The 17,114-nt window shown below is 65.8% G+C and carries 11 protein-coding genes; 4 read left to right on the top strand and 7 right to left on the bottom strand.

Going from position 1 to position 17,114, the window contains the following annotated elements:
• Window positions 1-134: 134 nt before the first annotated feature.
• Both VGU00_RS05955 and VGU00_RS05960 read right to left on the bottom strand, forming a co-directional pair.
• Entirely contained in the window at window positions 135-521 is a 387-nt protein-coding gene (locus VGU00_RS05955) for a c-type cytochrome (RefSeq protein ID WP_327466504.1), read from the bottom strand.
• A 190-nt stretch (window positions 522-711) separates the two neighbouring features.
• Window positions 712-2,037, bottom strand: coding sequence for a family 1 glycosylhydrolase (locus VGU00_RS05960; RefSeq protein ID WP_327466506.1), 1,326 nt, complete (start codon window positions 2,035-2,037; stop codon window positions 712-714).
• Between the two features lie 200 nt (window positions 2,038-2,237).
• On the opposite strand from VGU00_RS05960, the gene VGU00_RS05965 reads away from it, so the two are divergent.
• Window positions 2,238-4,430, top strand: a complete 2,193-nt coding sequence (locus tag VGU00_RS05965) for a beta-glucosidase (RefSeq protein ID WP_327466508.1) — start codon at window positions 2,238-2,240, stop codon at window positions 4,428-4,430.
• A 63-nt stretch (window positions 4,431-4,493) separates the two neighbouring features.
• Here the strand turns inward: VGU00_RS05965 and VGU00_RS05970 are convergent, their stop codons facing one another.
• The 5 genes from VGU00_RS05970 to VGU00_RS05990 all read right to left on the bottom strand — a co-directional run bounded on the left by VGU00_RS05970 (window position 4,494) and on the right by VGU00_RS05990 (window position 12,081).
• Window positions 4,494-4,823: a hypothetical protein gene (locus VGU00_RS05970; RefSeq protein ID WP_327466510.1), complete on the bottom strand. Its 330-nt coding sequence runs from the start codon at window positions 4,821-4,823 to the stop codon at window positions 4,494-4,496.
• A 106-nt stretch (window positions 4,824-4,929) separates the two neighbouring features.
• The gene (locus VGU00_RS05975; RefSeq protein WP_327466512.1) at window positions 4,930-5,595 is read right to left on the bottom strand and encodes a TetR/AcrR family transcriptional regulator; all 666 of its coding nucleotides are present in this window, start codon (window positions 5,593-5,595) and stop codon (window positions 4,930-4,932) included.
• Between the two features lie 193 nt (window positions 5,596-5,788).
• Window positions 5,789-9,172, bottom strand: coding sequence for a glycosyl hydrolase (locus VGU00_RS05980; RefSeq protein ID WP_327466514.1), 3,384 nt, complete (start codon window positions 9,170-9,172; stop codon window positions 5,789-5,791).
• Window positions 9,173-9,550: 378 nt separating this feature from the next.
• Window positions 9,551-10,690, bottom strand: coding sequence for an FMN-dependent L-lactate dehydrogenase LldD (lldD, locus tag VGU00_RS05985; RefSeq protein WP_327466516.1), 1,140 nt, complete (start codon window positions 10,688-10,690; stop codon window positions 9,551-9,553).
• Entirely contained in the window at window positions 10,687-12,081 is a 1,395-nt protein-coding gene (locus VGU00_RS05990; RefSeq protein ID WP_327466518.1) for a carbohydrate kinase, read from the bottom strand. The genes lldD and VGU00_RS05990 overlap by 4 nt, the downstream gene beginning before the upstream one ends.
• 127 nt (window positions 12,082-12,208) lie before the next feature.
• On the opposite strand from VGU00_RS05990, the gene VGU00_RS05995 reads away from it, so the two are divergent.
• From VGU00_RS05995 to VGU00_RS06005, 3 genes are all read left to right on the top strand, one after another.
• Window positions 12,209-14,320 (top strand): bifunctional rhamnulose-1-phosphate aldolase/short-chain dehydrogenase, encoded by a 2,112-nt coding sequence (locus tag VGU00_RS05995; protein ID WP_327466520.1) that lies wholly within the window; start codon window positions 12,209-12,211, stop codon window positions 14,318-14,320.
• 15 nt (window positions 14,321-14,335) lie between these two features.
• Complete coding sequence (locus VGU00_RS06000; protein WP_327466522.1) at window positions 14,336-15,625, top strand: TIM barrel protein; 1,290 nt, start codon at window positions 14,336-14,338, stop codon at window positions 15,623-15,625.
• Between the two features lie 64 nt (window positions 15,626-15,689).
• Window positions 15,690-17,018 carry a serine hydrolase domain-containing protein gene (locus VGU00_RS06005; RefSeq protein WP_327466524.1) on the top strand — a complete coding sequence of 443 codons (1,329 nt, stop codon included), beginning with the start codon at window positions 15,690-15,692 and terminating at the stop codon, window positions 17,016-17,018.
• The last annotated feature ends 96 nt before the right edge of the window (window positions 17,019-17,114 follow it).

Raw genomic sequence — 17,114 nt, forward strand, 5'->3', positions numbered from 1 at the left:
AGTGACTAGCTTCGGGAGACGCCTCTCTCTCCCGCCGCCGGTCAAATGGCCGGACAACTCGGGCGGCATTCCATAATCGGAATGCCGCCTATTTTGACGGTCCGCGGCGATACGCCGCAGGCGAGGGGAGATTTCTACCTGACCGAAGCGAGGTAGGATGCGAGCGCCTTGCGCTCGTCCGGCTTGCTCACCGAGATCGTCATCCGGCTCCCGGGGATGAGCTTGGTCGGCGCGGCGAGATAGGTCTCGATCGTCGCCGGCTTCCAGACGAGCTTCGACGATTTCATGGCGGGCGAATAGGCGAAGCTTCCCGAGCCCGCCTTGCGACCGACAACCCCGGTCAGATCGGGACCGAGCTTGCCGCCCTTGCCCTTGACCGTATGGCACATCGCGCATCGCTGTTTGAAAAGGGTCTCGCCGCGCGCCGGGTCAGCTTGCGCCGCAGCTGGACCGGCCATAACGAGCGGCGCCGAGACGAGGGCGGACGCGATCGCGAGCGAGGAAAACAGAAAACGTGTCATGGGCTCTCCACAGGTCCGGGGCGACCCCGTACGGCGTCATGAATGCCGCCGGTGCCGGGATAGCATTCGTCGAACTTGCAATCAATATTGACCGTAAAATATCAGCCGGGCCGGGGGTGCGCAGCGACCGGCCGTGACACGATGGGCGCGCAGCGAGACCGCATCGGGGCCTCGCTCCGTCGTCGCCACATCAGCGGCGGCCAAGGCCTGCCGGCAGGCCGCGGCTCGCAATCCGGCCCAGCACCCTCGCGCTGGGCTTCGGGGTCCGCTTGAACGTCGTGCGATCGACCGAGACGAGACCGTATTTCTGCGTATAGCCGTAGAACCACTCGTAATTGTCGAGCAGCGACCAGTGGAGGTAGCCTCGCACGTCGATGCCGTCGCGGATGCAGTCGTAGACGCCTTTCAGTGCGTTCTCGATGAGGTAGACACGCCGGCTGTCATCCTCGGTCGCGCAGCCATGTTCGGTGATGAGGATGGGCTTCTTCGTTTGGCTCGCCACCATCCGGACGACGTTGGCGAGGGTCTCGGGGGCAAGCGGAGCGCCGGTCTGTGCGACCTCGACGCCCGCCGGTGTCGGCAGGTCCGCCTTCTCTCCCACCTCATAATAGCTGTAATTCTGAAGACCGATGAAGTCATAGTCTGCGGCGAGCCACGGGAGGACATAATCGGCACGCTTGCGTTCGACGCCGCTCGGTCCGCTCCGCGGCGCACGGTCGTCGGGCAGCGAAAGGGTGAAGCCGACTTCGATGCGTCCATTGGAGGCGGCACGAATCGCCTCGCGCGCCTTGTGATGCGCCTCAATCATGATCGGCTGCTGCACTTTCCAGTCGGTCAGCGTCGGCGAGGCGAAAATTTCGCGGCCCTCTGCCTTGGCGGCTGCCTTGTTGGCCGCATCGAACGCCGCCCGCAGGCGCGGATAGGCGGGGGTCCAGGACAATTGCGCCCAGAGATTGGGCTCGTTCTGCGTGATCGCGATATCGAAAAGATCACCGAGTCTCTCGGTGACGAAACGGCAGTAGCGCACGAAATGATCGACATTCTCGACGCGGGTGAAGCCGCCGATGCCGGCGAACCAGCGCGGGACCGTGAAATGATTGTAGACGACGACGGGGGTCATCCGGTGCTTGCGGATCTCGTCGATCACGCCGCGATAATAAGCGATGGCCGCGAGCGAATATTGCCCGGGTTCGGGTTCGACGCGCGACCATTCGATCGAGAAGCGATGCGTGTTGAAGCCGAGCGAGGCCGCGAGCGCTATGTCTTCCGCGTAGCGGTGGTAGGTGTCGGCCGCATCGCCCGACACCTCCTTGAAAAGCGACGGCTTCAGATGCTCGAGCAGCCAGATGTCGCTGCCGACATTATTGCCCTCGACCTGATAGGCTGCACCTGAGGTCCCCCAGAGAAAGCCGGGCCGGCGCTGCGTCTTGACCTTTGCCGCGGCAGGCGCCGCCGCTGCGATCGTGGCGGCCGTGGCTCCGAGGAGGATGGCGCGGCGATCCAATTCAACACTCATTTTCATCGTCTCCCGTTTCGGCCCCTGCATCGAGGGCATTTAGAAGCATATCTGACTGTTTTGTAGCAAGGACGCAAGAGGGCATGTTGCACTCGCCTCAATCAAGAAACAAACAGTCATAAATGCTTGTAAAATCTTCGACGCTTGCCTAGAGAATGGGCAGCAGGTCCGAAAAATACGATAGGGAGCGACAGGGCAGGATGACCGATCTCGACGCGATCAAGCAGGGAGCCAAAGGGGTGGGCGGGCATCGCGAGAGGGCGCTGGGACTTGTTGCCCAATTGACGCTCGACGAGAAGCTGTCGCTCGTCGTCAGCTCCTTCCCCTATATCTCGCCGCGCGCACGCGAGCTCGACATGCCGATGTGCTCGGGATTCACGCGCGGCTGCGAGCGGCTGGGAATTCCCGACCTGCGGATCATCGATGCAAGCCTTGGCGTCGCCAACGTCCTCGAGATGCGACCGGGCGACAGCGCGACGGCGCTGCCTTCGTCGCTCGCGACGGGCGCGAGCTTCGACCCCGGATTGGCCTTTGCGGGAGGCGCCATGATCGGGAGCGAGGCCCGGGCCAAGGGCTTCAACGTCATGCTCGCGGGCGGCATCAATCTGGCCCGCGATCCCTGGGCCGGCCGCAATTTCGAATATATCGGCGAGGATGCCTTGCTGACCGGCGTCCTCGGCGGTGCCTCGGTCGCGGGCGTCCAGAGCAATCGCATCGGCGCGACGCTCAAGCATTTTGTGCTCAACTCGCAGGAAACCGGCCGGATGGTGGCCGACGCGCGGATCGATACAACCGATCTGCGCGAAAGCGATCTTCTCGCCTTCGAGATAGCGATCGAGATTTGCCAGCCTGCCTCGATCATGACCTCCTATAATCGCATCAATGGCGAATATGGCGGCGAGCATGCCGAGCTGATCAATGACGTCCTCAAAGGCGAATGGAATTATCCCGGTTGGGTGATGTCCGACTGGGGCGCTGTTCATTCGACCGAGAAGGCGGCGCTGGCGGGCCTCGATCAGGAATCGGGCATCGAACTGGACGAAATGCTCAACGGCGCGATCTTCTTTACCGACCGCTTGCGCGATGCGGTGGAGGCGGGACGCGTGCCCGAAAGCCGCATCGACGACATGGCCGCGCGGATCCTCGGCGCGATGATCGCGGTCGGTGCGCTCGACCCCGCGGATGAAGAGCCGCAGATTGACGAGACGCGCAACGCCGGTATCGCCCAGCAGGTCGCCGAAGCGGGCGCCGTGCTGCTGCGGAACGAAGGCGGCATGCTGCCGCTCGGCGAGGATATCCGCACGATCGCGGTTATCGGCGGGCGCGCCGATTGCGGCGTGCCTTCGGGTGGCGGCTCCTCGCAGGTACGCTCGCGCGCCGGCGTTCCCTACGAGCGACCGCTCGACGGGGGAGATGCGGCATGGTTCTGCCGCGAGACCGACCATGGGTCATCCCCCCTCGAAGCCCTGCGCAAGCGGCTTCCGCAGGCGGACATTCGCTACGCCGACGGCGTCGACATCGATGCCGCTGCCGCGCTCGCCCGCGAGGCCGATGTCGCGATCATTTTCGCGACGCAGTGGCAGTGCGAGGCCATCGACGCGCTGACCCTGGCCCTGCCCGGCGAGCAGGATCGTCTCATCGAGGCAGTGTCCGCCGCCAATCCCGATGTGGTCGTCGTCCTCGAGACGGGCGGACCCGTCCTCATGCCGTGGCTTTCCTCGGTTCGGGCTGTGCTCGAGGCCTGGTTCCCTGGTGAACGGGGCGGCGAAGCGATAGCGCGCCTGCTGCTCGGCGATGCGAACCCTTCGGGCCGGCTTCCGATCACGTTCCCGGCAACCGACGAGCAGGCGCCGCGCACCGAACCCGGCGGGCTCGCGGAAGTCGCCGCGCGCGCCGCAGCGCGCGCCGCCGGCGATCCGGCGGCGACGGTCGCTCCCTTTGCCATCGACTATGTCGAGGGCGCGAATGCGGGTTACCGCTGGTACGAGATCAGCGGACATGTGCCCCTTTTCCCGTTCGGATTCGGGCTCAGCTACACCAGTTTTTCCTATCATGACCTGTCGGTCGAACGGGAAGGCGGGCGTCCGCGCGTGTCCTTCGATGTGGAAAATACCGGCGGGCGCAGCGGTGCCGACGTGCCGCAGGTCTATGTTCGCGCCGCAGACCGGCTCGGCCGGGAAAGCTGGCGGCTCGCGGGCTTCGCGCGAACCGAGCTTGCTGCCGGCGAACGCAAGCGGGTGACAATAGAACTCGACGCGCGGACCTATTCGCGCTGGGACGACGCGGCGAAGAAATGGGCCGTGCCTGAGGGCCCGCTCGCTCTCGCCGTCAGCCGGTCCTCCGCTGAGCAGGTCCTCGCAGGCGAGATTCCTTCGCTCGAGATCGCCGCCTGACGAAAAAGGCCGCCCGGTCGCGTCGCGACGGGGCGGCCCTGTTCTGCGCCACGGCGATGGCGCTTATTTCACATCCTTGAGCGCTGCGTCGAGAGCGACGAGCTTGTCTTCCGGGATGGCACCCGTCGCCTCGGCAATCTGCTTTGCACTCATGGCCTTGATCATGTCCCAGGCGGGATGCTTGTCGAGGTCGGGAAAAACGGTGAGCGTCGCGGTCTTCGCGGCGGGATTGGCCATCAACGCCTCGAGCGTGGTGTCGCGCGAAAAGGGCTGAGCATTCGCCGGAGCGGGTGCGGCGGGAGCCGCGGCCGGGGCGGCGGCGGTGTTCGCCGGCTCGGCGTGGGCCGGGCTGGCGGCGAGAAGCAGCGCGGTGGCTGCGAGCATCAACTTCATGTGACATCCTTCCTTGCGCCGCCAAAAAGGGGAAGCGGCAGACGCCCAAGGTGCCTTAGTATAGACATACAGTCAATACTGTCTGTTTATGAAAACGGACCCGCCGCTACTTCTTCTTGCCCTTGGTGTCGGCGCGCAGGAGATGCGCCTCCATCCCGGCGCGCAGCAAATCCTGGAAAAGCTCCATCGGTTCCTTGGCGCTGCGTGCGGTCGGCGCGATGAGCTGCGAGACCGCGAGGCCGCGCGCGACGCCCACGATGAGTTGCAGGAGGGGAATCGAAACGCCATGCGGGAATTCGGACTCGAGCGAGGCGACTGCGAACTTGTCGATTTTCGCCTGCGTCTGCTTGAGTTTCCGGGCGAGCGCATGATCGCTGCGCGATCCCTGGAAAATCTCCATCACGGCGACCCCGGCGGGACGGCTGTGCAGCTTCCAGACCGCCATCGGATAGGCGAGGAGACGCTCGCGCGGATCGTCGATGCCCTTCAGCAGCTTGCCATATTGGCGAACCTCGTCCTCGAAGACGGCCTCGACCACAAAGCTCATCAAATCCGCCTTGGAGGGAAACTGGTGCAGCATCGCGCCGCGGCTGACCCCGGCCATCTCGGCAACGAGAATCGTCGTCGTGGTTCCATAGCCATGCTCGAACAGGCATTTGATCGCCGCATCGAGCAGGATTTTTCGCGTCGCAGCGCTCCGCTCGGCCTGGGTCTTGCGCGGCGGCTTCGCGGTCTTGACGGTATTGTCCTTCGGTAACGTCTTGCTTGCCATCAACTCGGGTCCCCTCGGGCCGCCAGGGGTTGCGCGCGGCCGCGTTGCCGATGGGGTGAACGATAGCAGCCCGATTTTCAAGCAGAGTTGCACCGCGGGCGGCAACTTACGGTCAGCCGCATCGGCGAAATGTCGTCATTTCGCCGATGCGGGCCGGGAAGCGCGGTGGCGCCGCGCCGGATCGGATCCCGCTCTAGCGCTGCGGCTGGAGCCTGACGGGGCCGATCAGTCCGGAGGGACGCAGCGGCGCATCGGACTTGAAGGTAGGGATCGTGACGAAGGTCGTCTTCGTCGCGCCCGGCTGCATGTCGCCGATCAGCCGGTTGACCCAGAGATTGGCTACCCTGACCTCGAGGCGGTTTTCCCCCGGTCGGAGCGCTGAGCCGATGTCGAGACGGAAGGGCGCCTGCCATACGCTGCCCACGACCTGTCCGTTGACCCGGACTTCGGCAAGGTCGCCGACAGCACCGAGATCGAGCCAGAGCGGCTTGCCGGCGCGCGCACCCTTGGGCAGGCGAAAGCTCTTGCTGTAAACCGCCTCGCCCGAGAAATAGCGGATTGCAGGATCGCTATGGTCTGAGAGCGATGCGAGTTTCGACAGCTCGGCAGAGGCGGGAGCGCCCCGGCCGGCCTGGAACGCGACCGTCCACCCTCCCATGAGCTCGGTGGCGGGCGCAAGCGCGGCCGGTACCACGGTCCGCTCGGTGGCCTCCGCGGGCCTGCGGAAGAGAATATGCATGCTTTTCTCGGGACCCAGCTCGATCGGGACCACCGTGACCGCGCCATCCTGCCGATAGGAGAGCGGCGCCGACGTTCCGTCGACGGCGTCCAGCCTGTCGGGTGCCTTGCCGGTCACGCGAAAGCGCCCGTCGATCGTCACCGGCTTCTTCGAACGATTGACGAGAAAATAAAGGTCGCCGTCCTTGAGCCGGCGATGGACGAACATCGTGTCTGGCGCGGCTGTGCCGAGGTCTACGTCGGGAAGGACGCCGACGCGGGCAAGGCTCGCCTCGATGTCGGAACTTGCGATCACACGGCCCTTTCCGACACGCGTCTCGGACCCGCCGGCCCAGAGCCGCTTGACGAGCGCCTCGGTCTGCGCGGGATCGTCGGCAAGGCTCGGGCTCGCTGCGGGCGGCATGCCGACGATCGTCGCGCCGCCCTCGGCGAGCGCCGCCAGTTTCCGGAGCGCTGCGAGCGTCATCCGGCTGCTGCGGCCACCAAGATAGAGAATACGGTAGCTGTTTCCCGACGGCGCCCGCAGCCGCCCGTCGGCATCGACGCTGAGGCCGTCCAACAGTCCCTCGGCATTCACGAAATCATAGGCATGACGGACGGGCGTGTCGGCGAGCGGGGCGTAGGCCGTGATGGCGCTGATCGGCGCCTCCTCGCCGTAGAAATAAGCGACGTCCGCCACATTCTCGCCCTGCTGGAGCAGGAAGCTGTTGCGAGCCATATAATCGACCCATGGCTTGGCCATTTCAGCCCAGCTTTCGTGCCGGTTGAAGAACTGTCCGAAGATCATCAGCGACAGGCCGGGCTTCTTGTCGTCGAGCGGCTGGTGCACCGAAGTGTGGACGACCGGCCGATTGATGCCGTGCGCGAATTCGAGATCGATCACGCGCCGCAGGTCCGAGGGTGCCATCGCCCAGGGCGTCAATGCGGAGGTCATCGATTCGGCCGCAACGACATTCTTGCCGTAGAAATGGCCGACCGAACTCGCCCCTTTCATATCGCCGAGCAGGGTGGGGCGGACACCGCCGGCATCGTTCCAGACCCACAGCGCGCCCATCGGGATATCGGCGTAACGACGCATGGCCATGTCGTCGCCAATGACCATCCGGCGATCCTCGATCGCCTCGCCATAGGTGGTCAGCCCATATTCCTTCGCGATCCGTGCCACCGTCGCATAATGTTCGCTGGCGTGCAGTTCGGCGAGCGTGCGGCGATAGTCGTAGAGGAAGCGGTCGCTTTCCGCGCGCGTCCCGATGATGATCCCGCTGAGCGTTGGCAGCCAGGGCGTCGGGTCATAGCCGCGCAAACGCCGGAACTGCTCCACCATGCGCGGCGTCCAGTTGAAGGTGCCGACCTCTGTCGAATCATTGAGCAGCGCGCGTACGCCGCGCGCTCCGACCAGTTCGCTTCCCGCGGCTTCGCGATACATGTCGAGATAGTGGCGCAGATAGCGCTCGACGGCCGCGCCATCGAGCTTGTCGACCTCGAGGCCCGTCGCCTCGGCAGGCGCCGGGTGATTTGTCTTGCCGGTGAGCGTCCAACCCATCCGCAATATGCGCCACTTGCCCTTGGGCGGCGTCCAGTCGAGCGTGCCGTCGGGGCGCAGCCGGCTGGTGAGGTTGACGATCGACTTGACCGCGACTCCTGCCTCGGCGGGGTCTGCGCTCGTGGCGAGGGCGTAATAATCGTTGGTGAGCGAATAGGCCGCCTTGCTCTCGAACCGGTCGATCACCGCGCTGTTCGACAATGTGAGTTCGGCGACCTTGACCGCCGGCGGGCCGGTATCAGGAGCCAGCGAGCCGGGCACCACGACGCCCGGGGCACCAGCCATGAGCGAGGGCCCCTTCTTGCCCGTGTAGGGGCTGAATACGACCCGGAATTCGGCGGCGCGTACCGGCGCGAACGCGACTGTCGTCGGCACGTTCGACACTTCGAGCTTCGCGAGGGGGGTCCACTCGGATCCCGAACGCACTTCGAGGGTCGGGGTGAAGCGCGGCGAAGCTCCGAGCCCGGTCACCTCGCGCATGAAGAGCGTCGCGGAGCGCACCTCCTGCGGCGCGTCATAGGTCAGCAGCAACGCAGGAGGAGCCCCGGCGGTCCCTTTGCCGAGATCGACCGTCTTCGAATAATCGCCGTCATTGAGAAGCGAGAGGTCGGCCGCCGTGCCGTCGGCGCGCCGCACCGTCGGCGGCGAAAGCCGGGCGGAGCCATCCAGCGGAATCGCGTAGACGGCGACGTCGCGGTAGAGGGACGGAATCGTCTTCGTGCTTCCGCCGATACCAAGTTCGTCTCCGTCGGTGACGGCCTGGAAAGGACCGGTCGTCTCGGGAGGGGGCGCAAGCTTTCCCGCCAGTTTACGGCCGCCCATGACCTCGGTCACCGACCAGCTCAGCTTCTTGATCGCTTCTTCGGGTTTCACCCAGGGACCGCCCGTTTCGGACCAGCCCGGCGATGCCGCGATCGCCAGCTCGAGCCCGTTCGCGTCGGCCTGCTCGGCCGCGAAGCGGAAGGCCTTTTTCCATTCGGGGGTCATGTAGACGAGCCGCTTGTCGACAACCTTGGGGGTCATCAGGCTCGCATCGAAATTCTGGAGGCCGCCGATCCCGACGCGCTTCATCCAGGCGATGTCCTTGGCGATCCCGTCCTCGGTGACATTGCCGTTCATCCAGTGCCACCAGACGCGCGGGCGGGCGCTTGCGGGCGGGGTTTCGAAGTCGCTCATGAGCTCAGCGTCGGTGTCGGACTGGCCGATCGCGGGACCGGGCGCGGCCATCGCGATGCAGAGTCCGAGCACAAGACGCGATGCCGGGGTGAAACGCTTGGTCTTCGTCACTTTCATCATCGCTCCCCTTGGGCCGTCTGCCGGGGCCCTGTCCGCCGCATCCTAGGCGAGCTGAATTAGCAGTCAAGGCTGCTTGTAAGATTCGAGTTCTGTTTGCGCGGAGCGCGCTGGGCGGCTCCGAGCCACGCTTCTCCACGCCTTTTCGGCTGCTCCTCTCTCCCGCGCGCAGCACGATCCGCCGCACCTTGCCGATCGCAGTCTCGGGCAGTTCGCCAGGACAGGCTGCTTCGCGGGAACAAGTATGTGAGTGCCTCGGGTGCGTCATGGCCCGCGGCTGGCACGACAACTGTCCTGGGGCTGTCCGATCACGAACAGCCAATAGGGACGGTTTCCAGCGTACAAGTCGGAGCTGCCGGGCCGGCTCCGATGGATGAGGGCCTAGACGAGAATGCTCCGGTTGATATCGGCTACGCTCGTCGCGCCGGTCAGCGCCATCGCCACCCGCATTTCCGCTTCGATAAGCTTGAGCATCTTGGTCACGCCCGCCTCTCCGTCGGCCGCCAGCGCCCAGGCCCACGCCCTGCCGAGCAGGATACCCTTCGCGCCGAGAGCAAGAAGGCGGACGACATCAAGCCCCGATCGCACGCCGCCATCGGCGAGAATCGCGAGGGCGTCGCCCACGGCATCGGCGATGGGCGGCAGTGCCTGCGCGCTCGACAGGACTCCGTCGAGTTGGCGGCCGCCATGGTTCGAAACGACGATCGCGTCCGCGCCGACCCTTGCCGCTTCGCGCGCATCGTCGGGATCCAGAATTCCCTTGATGATGAGCGGGCCGCGCCACTCCGACCGGATGAACTCGATGTCGCGCCAGGTGATGGCCGGGTCGAAGTTGTTCCGCATCCACGCGAAAAAGTCTTCGATACCCGTCCGGCCGGCGAGGACCGGCGCGACATTCCCGAGCGTATGGGGCCTGCCTCTTATGCCGACGTCCCAGGCCCAGCGCGGTTTCAGCATCGCCTGAAACGCCCGCCGCGAGGCGCCGGCAAGCCCCGGAGCGCCGGCAAGTCCGCTATGATAGTCGCGATAGCGCGAGCCGGGCACGGGCATGTCGACGGTGAAGACGAGGGCGCTGACCTTCATCGCTGCTGCGCGGGCCAGCAGATCGCGCATGAAGGCGCGGTCGCGGATCATGTAGAGCTGGAACCAGAAGGGAGCGCTGGCGCTACGGTCGACCTCGTCGAGATCGCATGCCGAAACAGTGGAGAGGGTGAAGGGTATTCCGCAGGCGTTCGCGGCGCGCACCGCCTGGCATTCGCCGCGCCGCGCATTCAGACCGGCGAGACCAATGGGAGCAAGCGCCACGGGCAGGGCGAGCCGCTGCCCGAACAATTCCGTGGAAAGGTCGAGCGCGGAGACATCGCGAAGGACGCGCTGCCGGAGCGCGATGCGCGCCAGATCCTCGACATTTCGCCCGAGCGTGACCTCGGCGTAAGAACCGCCGTCGATATAGTCGAACAGAAAGCGCGGAAGCCGGCGCCGCGCGGCGCCGCGAAAATCGGCTACGCTCGCGACGGTCATGCGAAAGCTCCCGTCTCGGCCGTCCATCGCTGTCGATAGCGCGAAAGATCCTCGCCGAGCGGTTCGACGCGCACGAGTTGGCCGCGCGGGCGAAGCGACGGGTCGACGAGCCGGAGCGCACCGAACGAGACGTCATTATGTGCGTTGGCGGTGAAGACCTGTGTTTCCGGCCTGAGGGCCGCGAGCGCGCGGACAAACACCTCTGCCTCGGCGAACCGGCCCTCGACGAGCAGGCGATCGCGACTGCCGATCAGCGAGAGCGACGTGTCCGCGACGAGCGCGGCATAAAGGCACATGGCGGCCCGGCGCTCGTACCAGTCGGCCGGCTCGGCGAGCCATCCGCCCTTGATGTCGGGGAAAGGGCCGCTGTCCGGTGCCAGCGTCGGGCGCATCATCGCGCCCTTTTCGATGACGGCCGGAACCGCCGCGAGAAGTTTCGGCTGGTCGGGACGGATATCGACGCGGCGCGTGTCGATTTCGATGACGGTCTCGATCTCGCGGCCGCCCATGAAGCGTGCCGACGGAACCGGCCGCCCATAGGCATCGACGTTGACGAGACAATCGCGCCCTTCGCGAAGGCGCGTCGGGTCGACCGCCTCCGCAGTAAGGCGCATCGCCACGAACCAGGTCCCGGTGGACAGGATCGTCGCTTCATGGCCTTCGATTTCCGCGAAGCCGCGGGCGGCGAGGAGCGCCGCGTTCGAATCATGGAGCCCGGTATAGATTTGCGTCGTGGCCGGAAGGCCGGTGCGCGCCGCGATCTCGGGCCGGATCGGGCCGAGAATGTCGCCGGCGCGGGACAGGGGGGCAAAGCGCCGCGACCAGCCCATCCGGTCCGCGAGCGGAGCGAAGCGGCCGCGAAGGGGGTTCCAGAGGTCGCTGTGGCAGCCGAGGCTTGTGACCTCGCTAGCAGCACGGCCGCTGAGGAACAGGGCCCAATATTGGGCCCAGGGCAGCAGCGTCGCGCCGGCCATCACCCTTGGATAAAGCCGGTCCATCCAGTAGAGCTGCGCGCCGAGGTTGAGGCCACCGGGGAGGGCGGGAGAGCCGGTGACGACGAAGCTGTCCCGTTCTTCGCGATAGGCTGCGAGGATGTTGGGAGGAACCGGCTGCTCATAATCGAGCGGGAGGAAGATGGGGGTGAGACCGCTCACCGCGACGACCCCCGCCCCGTGGCCGACCGGAACGATCGCGCCGACATCCTCGCCCGCATAGCGGCCGAGCGCTTCGACCAGCCAGGTCTCGATGCCGAGGGCGTCGAGACGGCTGATGTCGCCGGTCTCGGCGCGCTCGTTCGGCCGCACCTGGCGGTCCAGCATCTCGCCCGAGGACGACCAGAGACTCACCTTGCTCAGCGTCTTGCCAAGATCGATGACGATGATTGCGCTCATTTTCCCTCGTATCCGATCACGAATTTCGTGCATCAGTAACAGTCAGGATTGATTGTTTCTAGTGAAATCGCTATGGGCCTTCACAGCGCCCGAGAGGCGGAACGATTCCAGCACGGACAGGAATGCCATGAACGCCCACGCCAATATTCCAACGAACGCCACGCCTTTTGCCGTTCCCGCCAGCCGCTGGGACGATGCGCATGCGGCAAGCCTCGATCCGGCAACCCTCCTCCTCTATCGCTCGAATCTTCTCGGCTCGGACCTGACGGTGACCAATTTCGGCGGCGGCAATACCTCGGCCAAGCTCACCGAAATCGACCCGCTCACCGGCGATGAGGTCGAGGTGTTGTGGGTGAAGGGCTCGGGCGGCGACATCGGTTCGATGGCGCTCGACGGCTTCGCGACGCTCTATCAGGACAAGCTGCTGGCGCTCGAAAGCCATTATGGCGGGCCGGACGACGACGACAAGATGGTCGGCTATCTTCCGCATTGCACCTTCAACCTGAACGGCCGGGCGGCCTCGATCGACACGCCGCTCCACTCGATGCTGCCCTTCGCGCATGTCGACCATGTCCACCCCGACGCGATCATTGCGCTCGCGGCGAGTTCCTGGGGCGAGGCCGCGACGCGGGAGATCTGGGGCGGCCGCATCGGCTGGCTCCCCTGGAAGCGACCGGGCTACACGCTCGGCGTCCAGCTTCGCGACTTTGTCGCAGCGAACCCCGGCGTTCAGGGCGTGATGCTGGCGGGGCATGGCATCATCTGCTGGGCCGGCAATGCTAAGGATTGCTACGAGCATACGATCGGCCTCATCGCCGACGCCGCCCGCTATCTCAACGAACGCCTGGGGGCCAAACCCGCCTTCGGGGGAAGCATCATCCCGCCGACTCCCGACCGCGCGTCGATCGCGGCGGCGGTGATGCCGCGCCTGCGCGGCCTGATGACCGGTTCGAGGCGCAAGGTCGGGCATTTCTCCGACGATCGCGAGACGCTGGAATTCGTCGGCAGCGCCGATCTCCAGCGACTGGCGGCGCTCGGCACGTCCTGCCCCGACCATTTCCTGCGTACCAAGATCGCGCCGCTCGCGCTCGATCCCGCGCGTCTCGACGACGAGGCCTATCTCGCAGGCCAGATCGAGGAATACCGCCAGCTCTATGCCGCTTATTATGATCGCTGCAAGCGGGCGAACTCGCCGGCCATGCGCGATCCCAACCCGGTCGTGGTCCTGATCCCCGGCGTCGGGCGCATCACGTTCGCCTCGGACAAAACGACCGCGCGGCTCGCCGGTGAATTCTACGGCAACGCTATCAATGTGATGCGCGGGGCCGAGGCGATCGGCGAATATATCGCGCTCGACGAGCAGGAAGCCTTCGATATCGAATATTGGCTGCTCGAGGAAGCGAAGCTCCAGCGCATGCCGGCATCGCGGCCACTCGCCGGCCGCATCGCCCTCGTCACCGGCGGTGCCGGCGGGATCGGCGCCGCGACCGCGGCGCGGCTGATGCGCGACGGGGCCTGCGTCCTGCTCGCCGATCGCGACGCCGACGCCGTCGAGGAGGTCCGCGCGGGCTTCGCGCGGCAGTTCGGGGCGGACGTCGTGCGCGCCGCGCGCTGCGACGTGACCGTCGAGGCCGATGTCGAGGCGGCGTTCGCCCTGTGCGCCCGCGAATTCGGCGGGCTCGATATCCTCGTCGCCAATGCCGGCATCGCCTCCTCGGCACCGCTCGAGGAGACGACGACGGCGCTCTGGAAGAGGAATTACGACGTTCTCGCCGAGGGCTATTTCCTCACCACCCGGTCCGCCTGGCCGCTGCTGAAGCGGATGAAAGGCCAAGGGGGCGCGAGCGTGGTGTTCATCGGCTCGAAGAATGCGGTCGCGGCCGCCACCAATGCGTCGGCCTATGCCTCGGCGAAGGCGGCGGCCAACCATCTGGCCCGCTGCCTCGCGCTCGAAGGGGCGGGCGACGGGATCCGCGTCAACATCGTCAACCCCGATGCCGTTATCCGCGGCTCAAAAATCTGGGACGGCGACTGGCGGCAGGAACGCGCGGGGGCGCACGGCATCGATCCCGGTAGCGAACTCGAGGAGCATTATCGCCAGCGCTCGATGCTGAAGCGCGATGTTTTGCCCGAGGATATCGCCGAGGCGGTATTCTTCCTCGCGAGCGACATGTCGGCGAAGTCGACGGGCAACATGATCAATGTCGATGCGGGCAATGCCCAGGCCTTCACGCGCTGAGACGGGAGACGCTCAATGACCATGCCGATTTCGGAAGAGCTGATTGCCGAGGCGAACGCGCGCCTCATGCCGGCGATCGAGGATGAATATGCGGCGCTGGGTCGCAAGCTGGAGCGGCGCGGCATCGGCATAGGGGGGATCAAGCAGCGCGTTCTCGACTTCTCTGTCGCGATCCCGAGCTGGGGCGCCGGGCGCGGCGGCACCCGCTTCGCCAAATTCCCGATCCCAGGCGAGCCCACGAATATTCACGAGAAGCTCGAGGATTGCGCGGTCGTCAACCAGCTCTCGCGGGCGACGCCGCGGGTTAGCCCGCATTTCCCCTGGGACAAGGTCAGCGACTATCGCGCCCTTCGCGAGCAGGCAGAGGCGCTCGGCCTGGGGTTCGACGCCGTCAATTCGAATACTTTCCAGGACCAGCCCGGGCAGCAGCGAAGCTACAGTTCGGGCTCGCTCGCCTCGACGCTCCGGCGCACGCGCGAGCAAGCGGTCGAACATAATATCGAATGCATCGCGATCGGCCAGCAGCTGGGCTCGAAGGACCTCACCGTGTGGGTCGGCGACGGCACCAATTTCCCGGGGCAGCAGGACCTTGGCCGGAGCCTCGACCGCTATCTCGAAGCGGCCGCCGAAATCTACGCCGCGCTGCCCGCCGACTGGCGCATGCTGCTCGAACACAAGATGTTCGAGCCTGCATTCTACTCATCGGTGATCGCCGACTGGGGCAGTTCGATCCTCGCGGCGCAGCAGCTCGGGCCAAAGGCAAAATGTCTCGTCGATCTCGGTCACCATGCGCCGAACGTGAACATCGAACAGATCGTGGCGCGCCTCCATCGCTTCGGCAAGCTCGGCGGGTTTCACTTCAACGACAGCAAATATGGCGATGATGACCTCGATTCGGGCTCGATCAACCCGCATCAGCTCTTCCTCGTGTTCAACGAACTGATCGAGGCCGAGCTCAATCCGCGCGACGGGTTCAACCCGGCGTACATGATCGACCAGTCGCACAATGTCACCGACCCGGTCGAAAGCATGATGTCGTCGGCCGAGGCGATCGTCGCCGCCTATGCCAAGGCGCTCGTTGTCGATCGCGGACGTCTCCATGCAGCGCAGGAAGCCGATGACGCGATGCTCGCGTTCCGGACGCTGCGCGATGCCTATGACGTCGATGTCGGGCCGATCCTCGCGATGGCGCGCGCGGAGGCGGGCGGCGCGGTGGACTATATCGGCGTCTACCGCGCGAGCGCCTGGCGCGGCCGCAAGGCGCAGGAGCGGCGGCCGGTCGGCCTCGGCGCGGGGATCGTCTGAGGCGGCGAAAATATATCGGGTTCGAAGCGGCACCGCGAGCGTGCCGCCAGCCAGGGAGAGAGACATGTATCGGAACCTCGCGGGCCAAGGCGAAAGGACGGCGCTGAGCCGCCGGTCGCTGCTGTCGATGGGGGCGCTGGCGGCGCTCGGGGCGTGTGCGCCGCGCGGACTTTCCTCCGCGGGCGCGCCGGCCCGATTCGACTGGACCTTGCGGCCGCCCGCCGAAGCCGGGATGAGCGAGGCTGGCATCGCCGCCGTGCGGGCGGCGGTCCAGAAGCAGATCGATGCGGGCATCATCGGCGGCGCGGTCAGCGCCATCGCCCGCCGCGGCAAGCTCGTCCATTTCGAGGCGCAGGGCTTCGCCGATCCGGTCGCGAAAACTCCGATGCGCAAGGATGCGATCTTTCGCGTCATGTCGTCGAGCAAACCGCTGACGGCGCTTGCCGTCCTGACGCTCGTCGACGAGGGCCGGATATCGCTCGACGACAGGGTCAGCAAATATATCCCGTCCTTCGCCAATCCGCGCGTCGCCGTCTCCCCGCCCGGAAACACCGATCCCGCGAAGGTGAAGATCGTTGCCGCCGATCGCGAGCTCGTGATCCGCGACCTTCTGACGCACACCTCGGGGATTACCAGCGGGCGAGGAGATCCGGCCGCGGGCCCAGCAGGGCTTGTCAACACGCTCGAATATCGTCCGGACGATACGCTGGAATCCTATATCCCGCGGCTCGGCACCGCGATCCTGCAGTTCCAGCCAGGCACGAAATTCTCCTATTCGCCGACCGATGCGCTCGATACCGCGCTCTATATCGTGCAGTTCGTCTCCGGCATGCCCGCCGATGTCTATATGCACGAGCGCATTTTCGCTCCGCTCGGGATGGTCGACAGCTATTATCACGTGCCCGAGGCAAAGCGTGACCGGCTCGTCGACATCTGGTCTGCAAAGGACGGCAAGTTCAGCAAGACGCCGGACATTCTGGAGCTGCTGCCGCCTGGAATGATCTCGGGCGGCGGCGGCATCCGCAGCACGGTCCATGACTTCATGAATTTCGAGCTGATGCTGCTCGGCGAGGGGAGCTTCAACGGCCGACGCATCCTCCGCCCAGAGACGCTCGCGCTCATGAGCCGCAATGCCGTCGGGCGGCTGTTCGCCGACTGGCTGCCCTCGGTGACCGGGAACAGCGGTTTCGGGCTCGCCGTTCGCGTTGCCGAGGAAGGCAATCCGAGCGGGCGAAGCGTCGGGGGCTATGGCTGGGGCGGGGCCTATGGCACCGAGAGCTGGGTCGAGCCTGCGCTCGATCTCGCCGGCGTCTACTTCATCCAGATGAACCCGGCGCCCTTCGGCGCATCGATCGATTTCGAGAATGCGGCGCGCGCCGCGATCGTCGGCTGACCCCGCTAGCGTCCAATCAAGCTCCATTTCCTGGGCAGCGTCCGCCCGCGGCCGGCCGGAACGCATGACGCTGGGGCCATCGCAGATGCTCGGGCT

Source organism: Sphingopyxis sp. (assembly GCF_035944815.1).
In the GTDB taxonomy this organism is placed as follows: domain Bacteria; phylum Pseudomonadota; class Alphaproteobacteria; order Sphingomonadales; family Sphingomonadaceae; genus Sphingopyxis.

Excerpts from the sequence above, each read along its gene's own strand:
- VGU00_RS05955 (WP_327466504.1), bottom strand. The coding sequence starts at position 521 with ATGACACGTTTTCTGTTTTCCTCGCTCGCGATCGCGTCCGCCCTCGTC.
- VGU00_RS05960 (WP_327466506.1), bottom strand. The coding sequence starts at position 2,037 with ATGAGTGTTGAATTGGATCGCCGCGCCATCCTCCTCGGAGCCACGGCC.
- VGU00_RS05965 (WP_327466508.1), top strand. The coding sequence starts at position 2,238 with ATGACCGATCTCGACGCGATCAAGCAGGGAGCCAAAGGGGTGGGCGGG.
- VGU00_RS05970 (WP_327466510.1), bottom strand. The coding sequence starts at position 4,823 with ATGAAGTTGATGCTCGCAGCCACCGCGCTGCTTCTCGCCGCCAGCCCG.
- VGU00_RS05975 (WP_327466512.1), bottom strand. The coding sequence starts at position 5,595 with ATGGCAAGCAAGACGTTACCGAAGGACAATACCGTCAAGACCGCGAAG.
- VGU00_RS05980 (WP_327466514.1), bottom strand. The coding sequence starts at position 9,172 with ATGATGAAAGTGACGAAGACCAAGCGTTTCACCCCGGCATCGCGTCTT.
- lldD (WP_327466516.1), bottom strand. The coding sequence starts at position 10,690 with ATGACCGTCGCGAGCGTAGCCGATTTTCGCGGCGCCGCGCGGCGCCGG.
- VGU00_RS05990 (WP_327466518.1), bottom strand. The coding sequence starts at position 12,081 with ATGAGCGCAATCATCGTCATCGATCTTGGCAAGACGCTGAGCAAGGTG.
- VGU00_RS05995 (WP_327466520.1), top strand. The coding sequence starts at position 12,209 with ATGAACGCCCACGCCAATATTCCAACGAACGCCACGCCTTTTGCCGTT.
- VGU00_RS06000 (WP_327466522.1), top strand. The coding sequence starts at position 14,336 with ATGACCATGCCGATTTCGGAAGAGCTGATTGCCGAGGCGAACGCGCGC.
- VGU00_RS06005 (WP_327466524.1), top strand. The coding sequence starts at position 15,690 with ATGTATCGGAACCTCGCGGGCCAAGGCGAAAGGACGGCGCTGAGCCGC.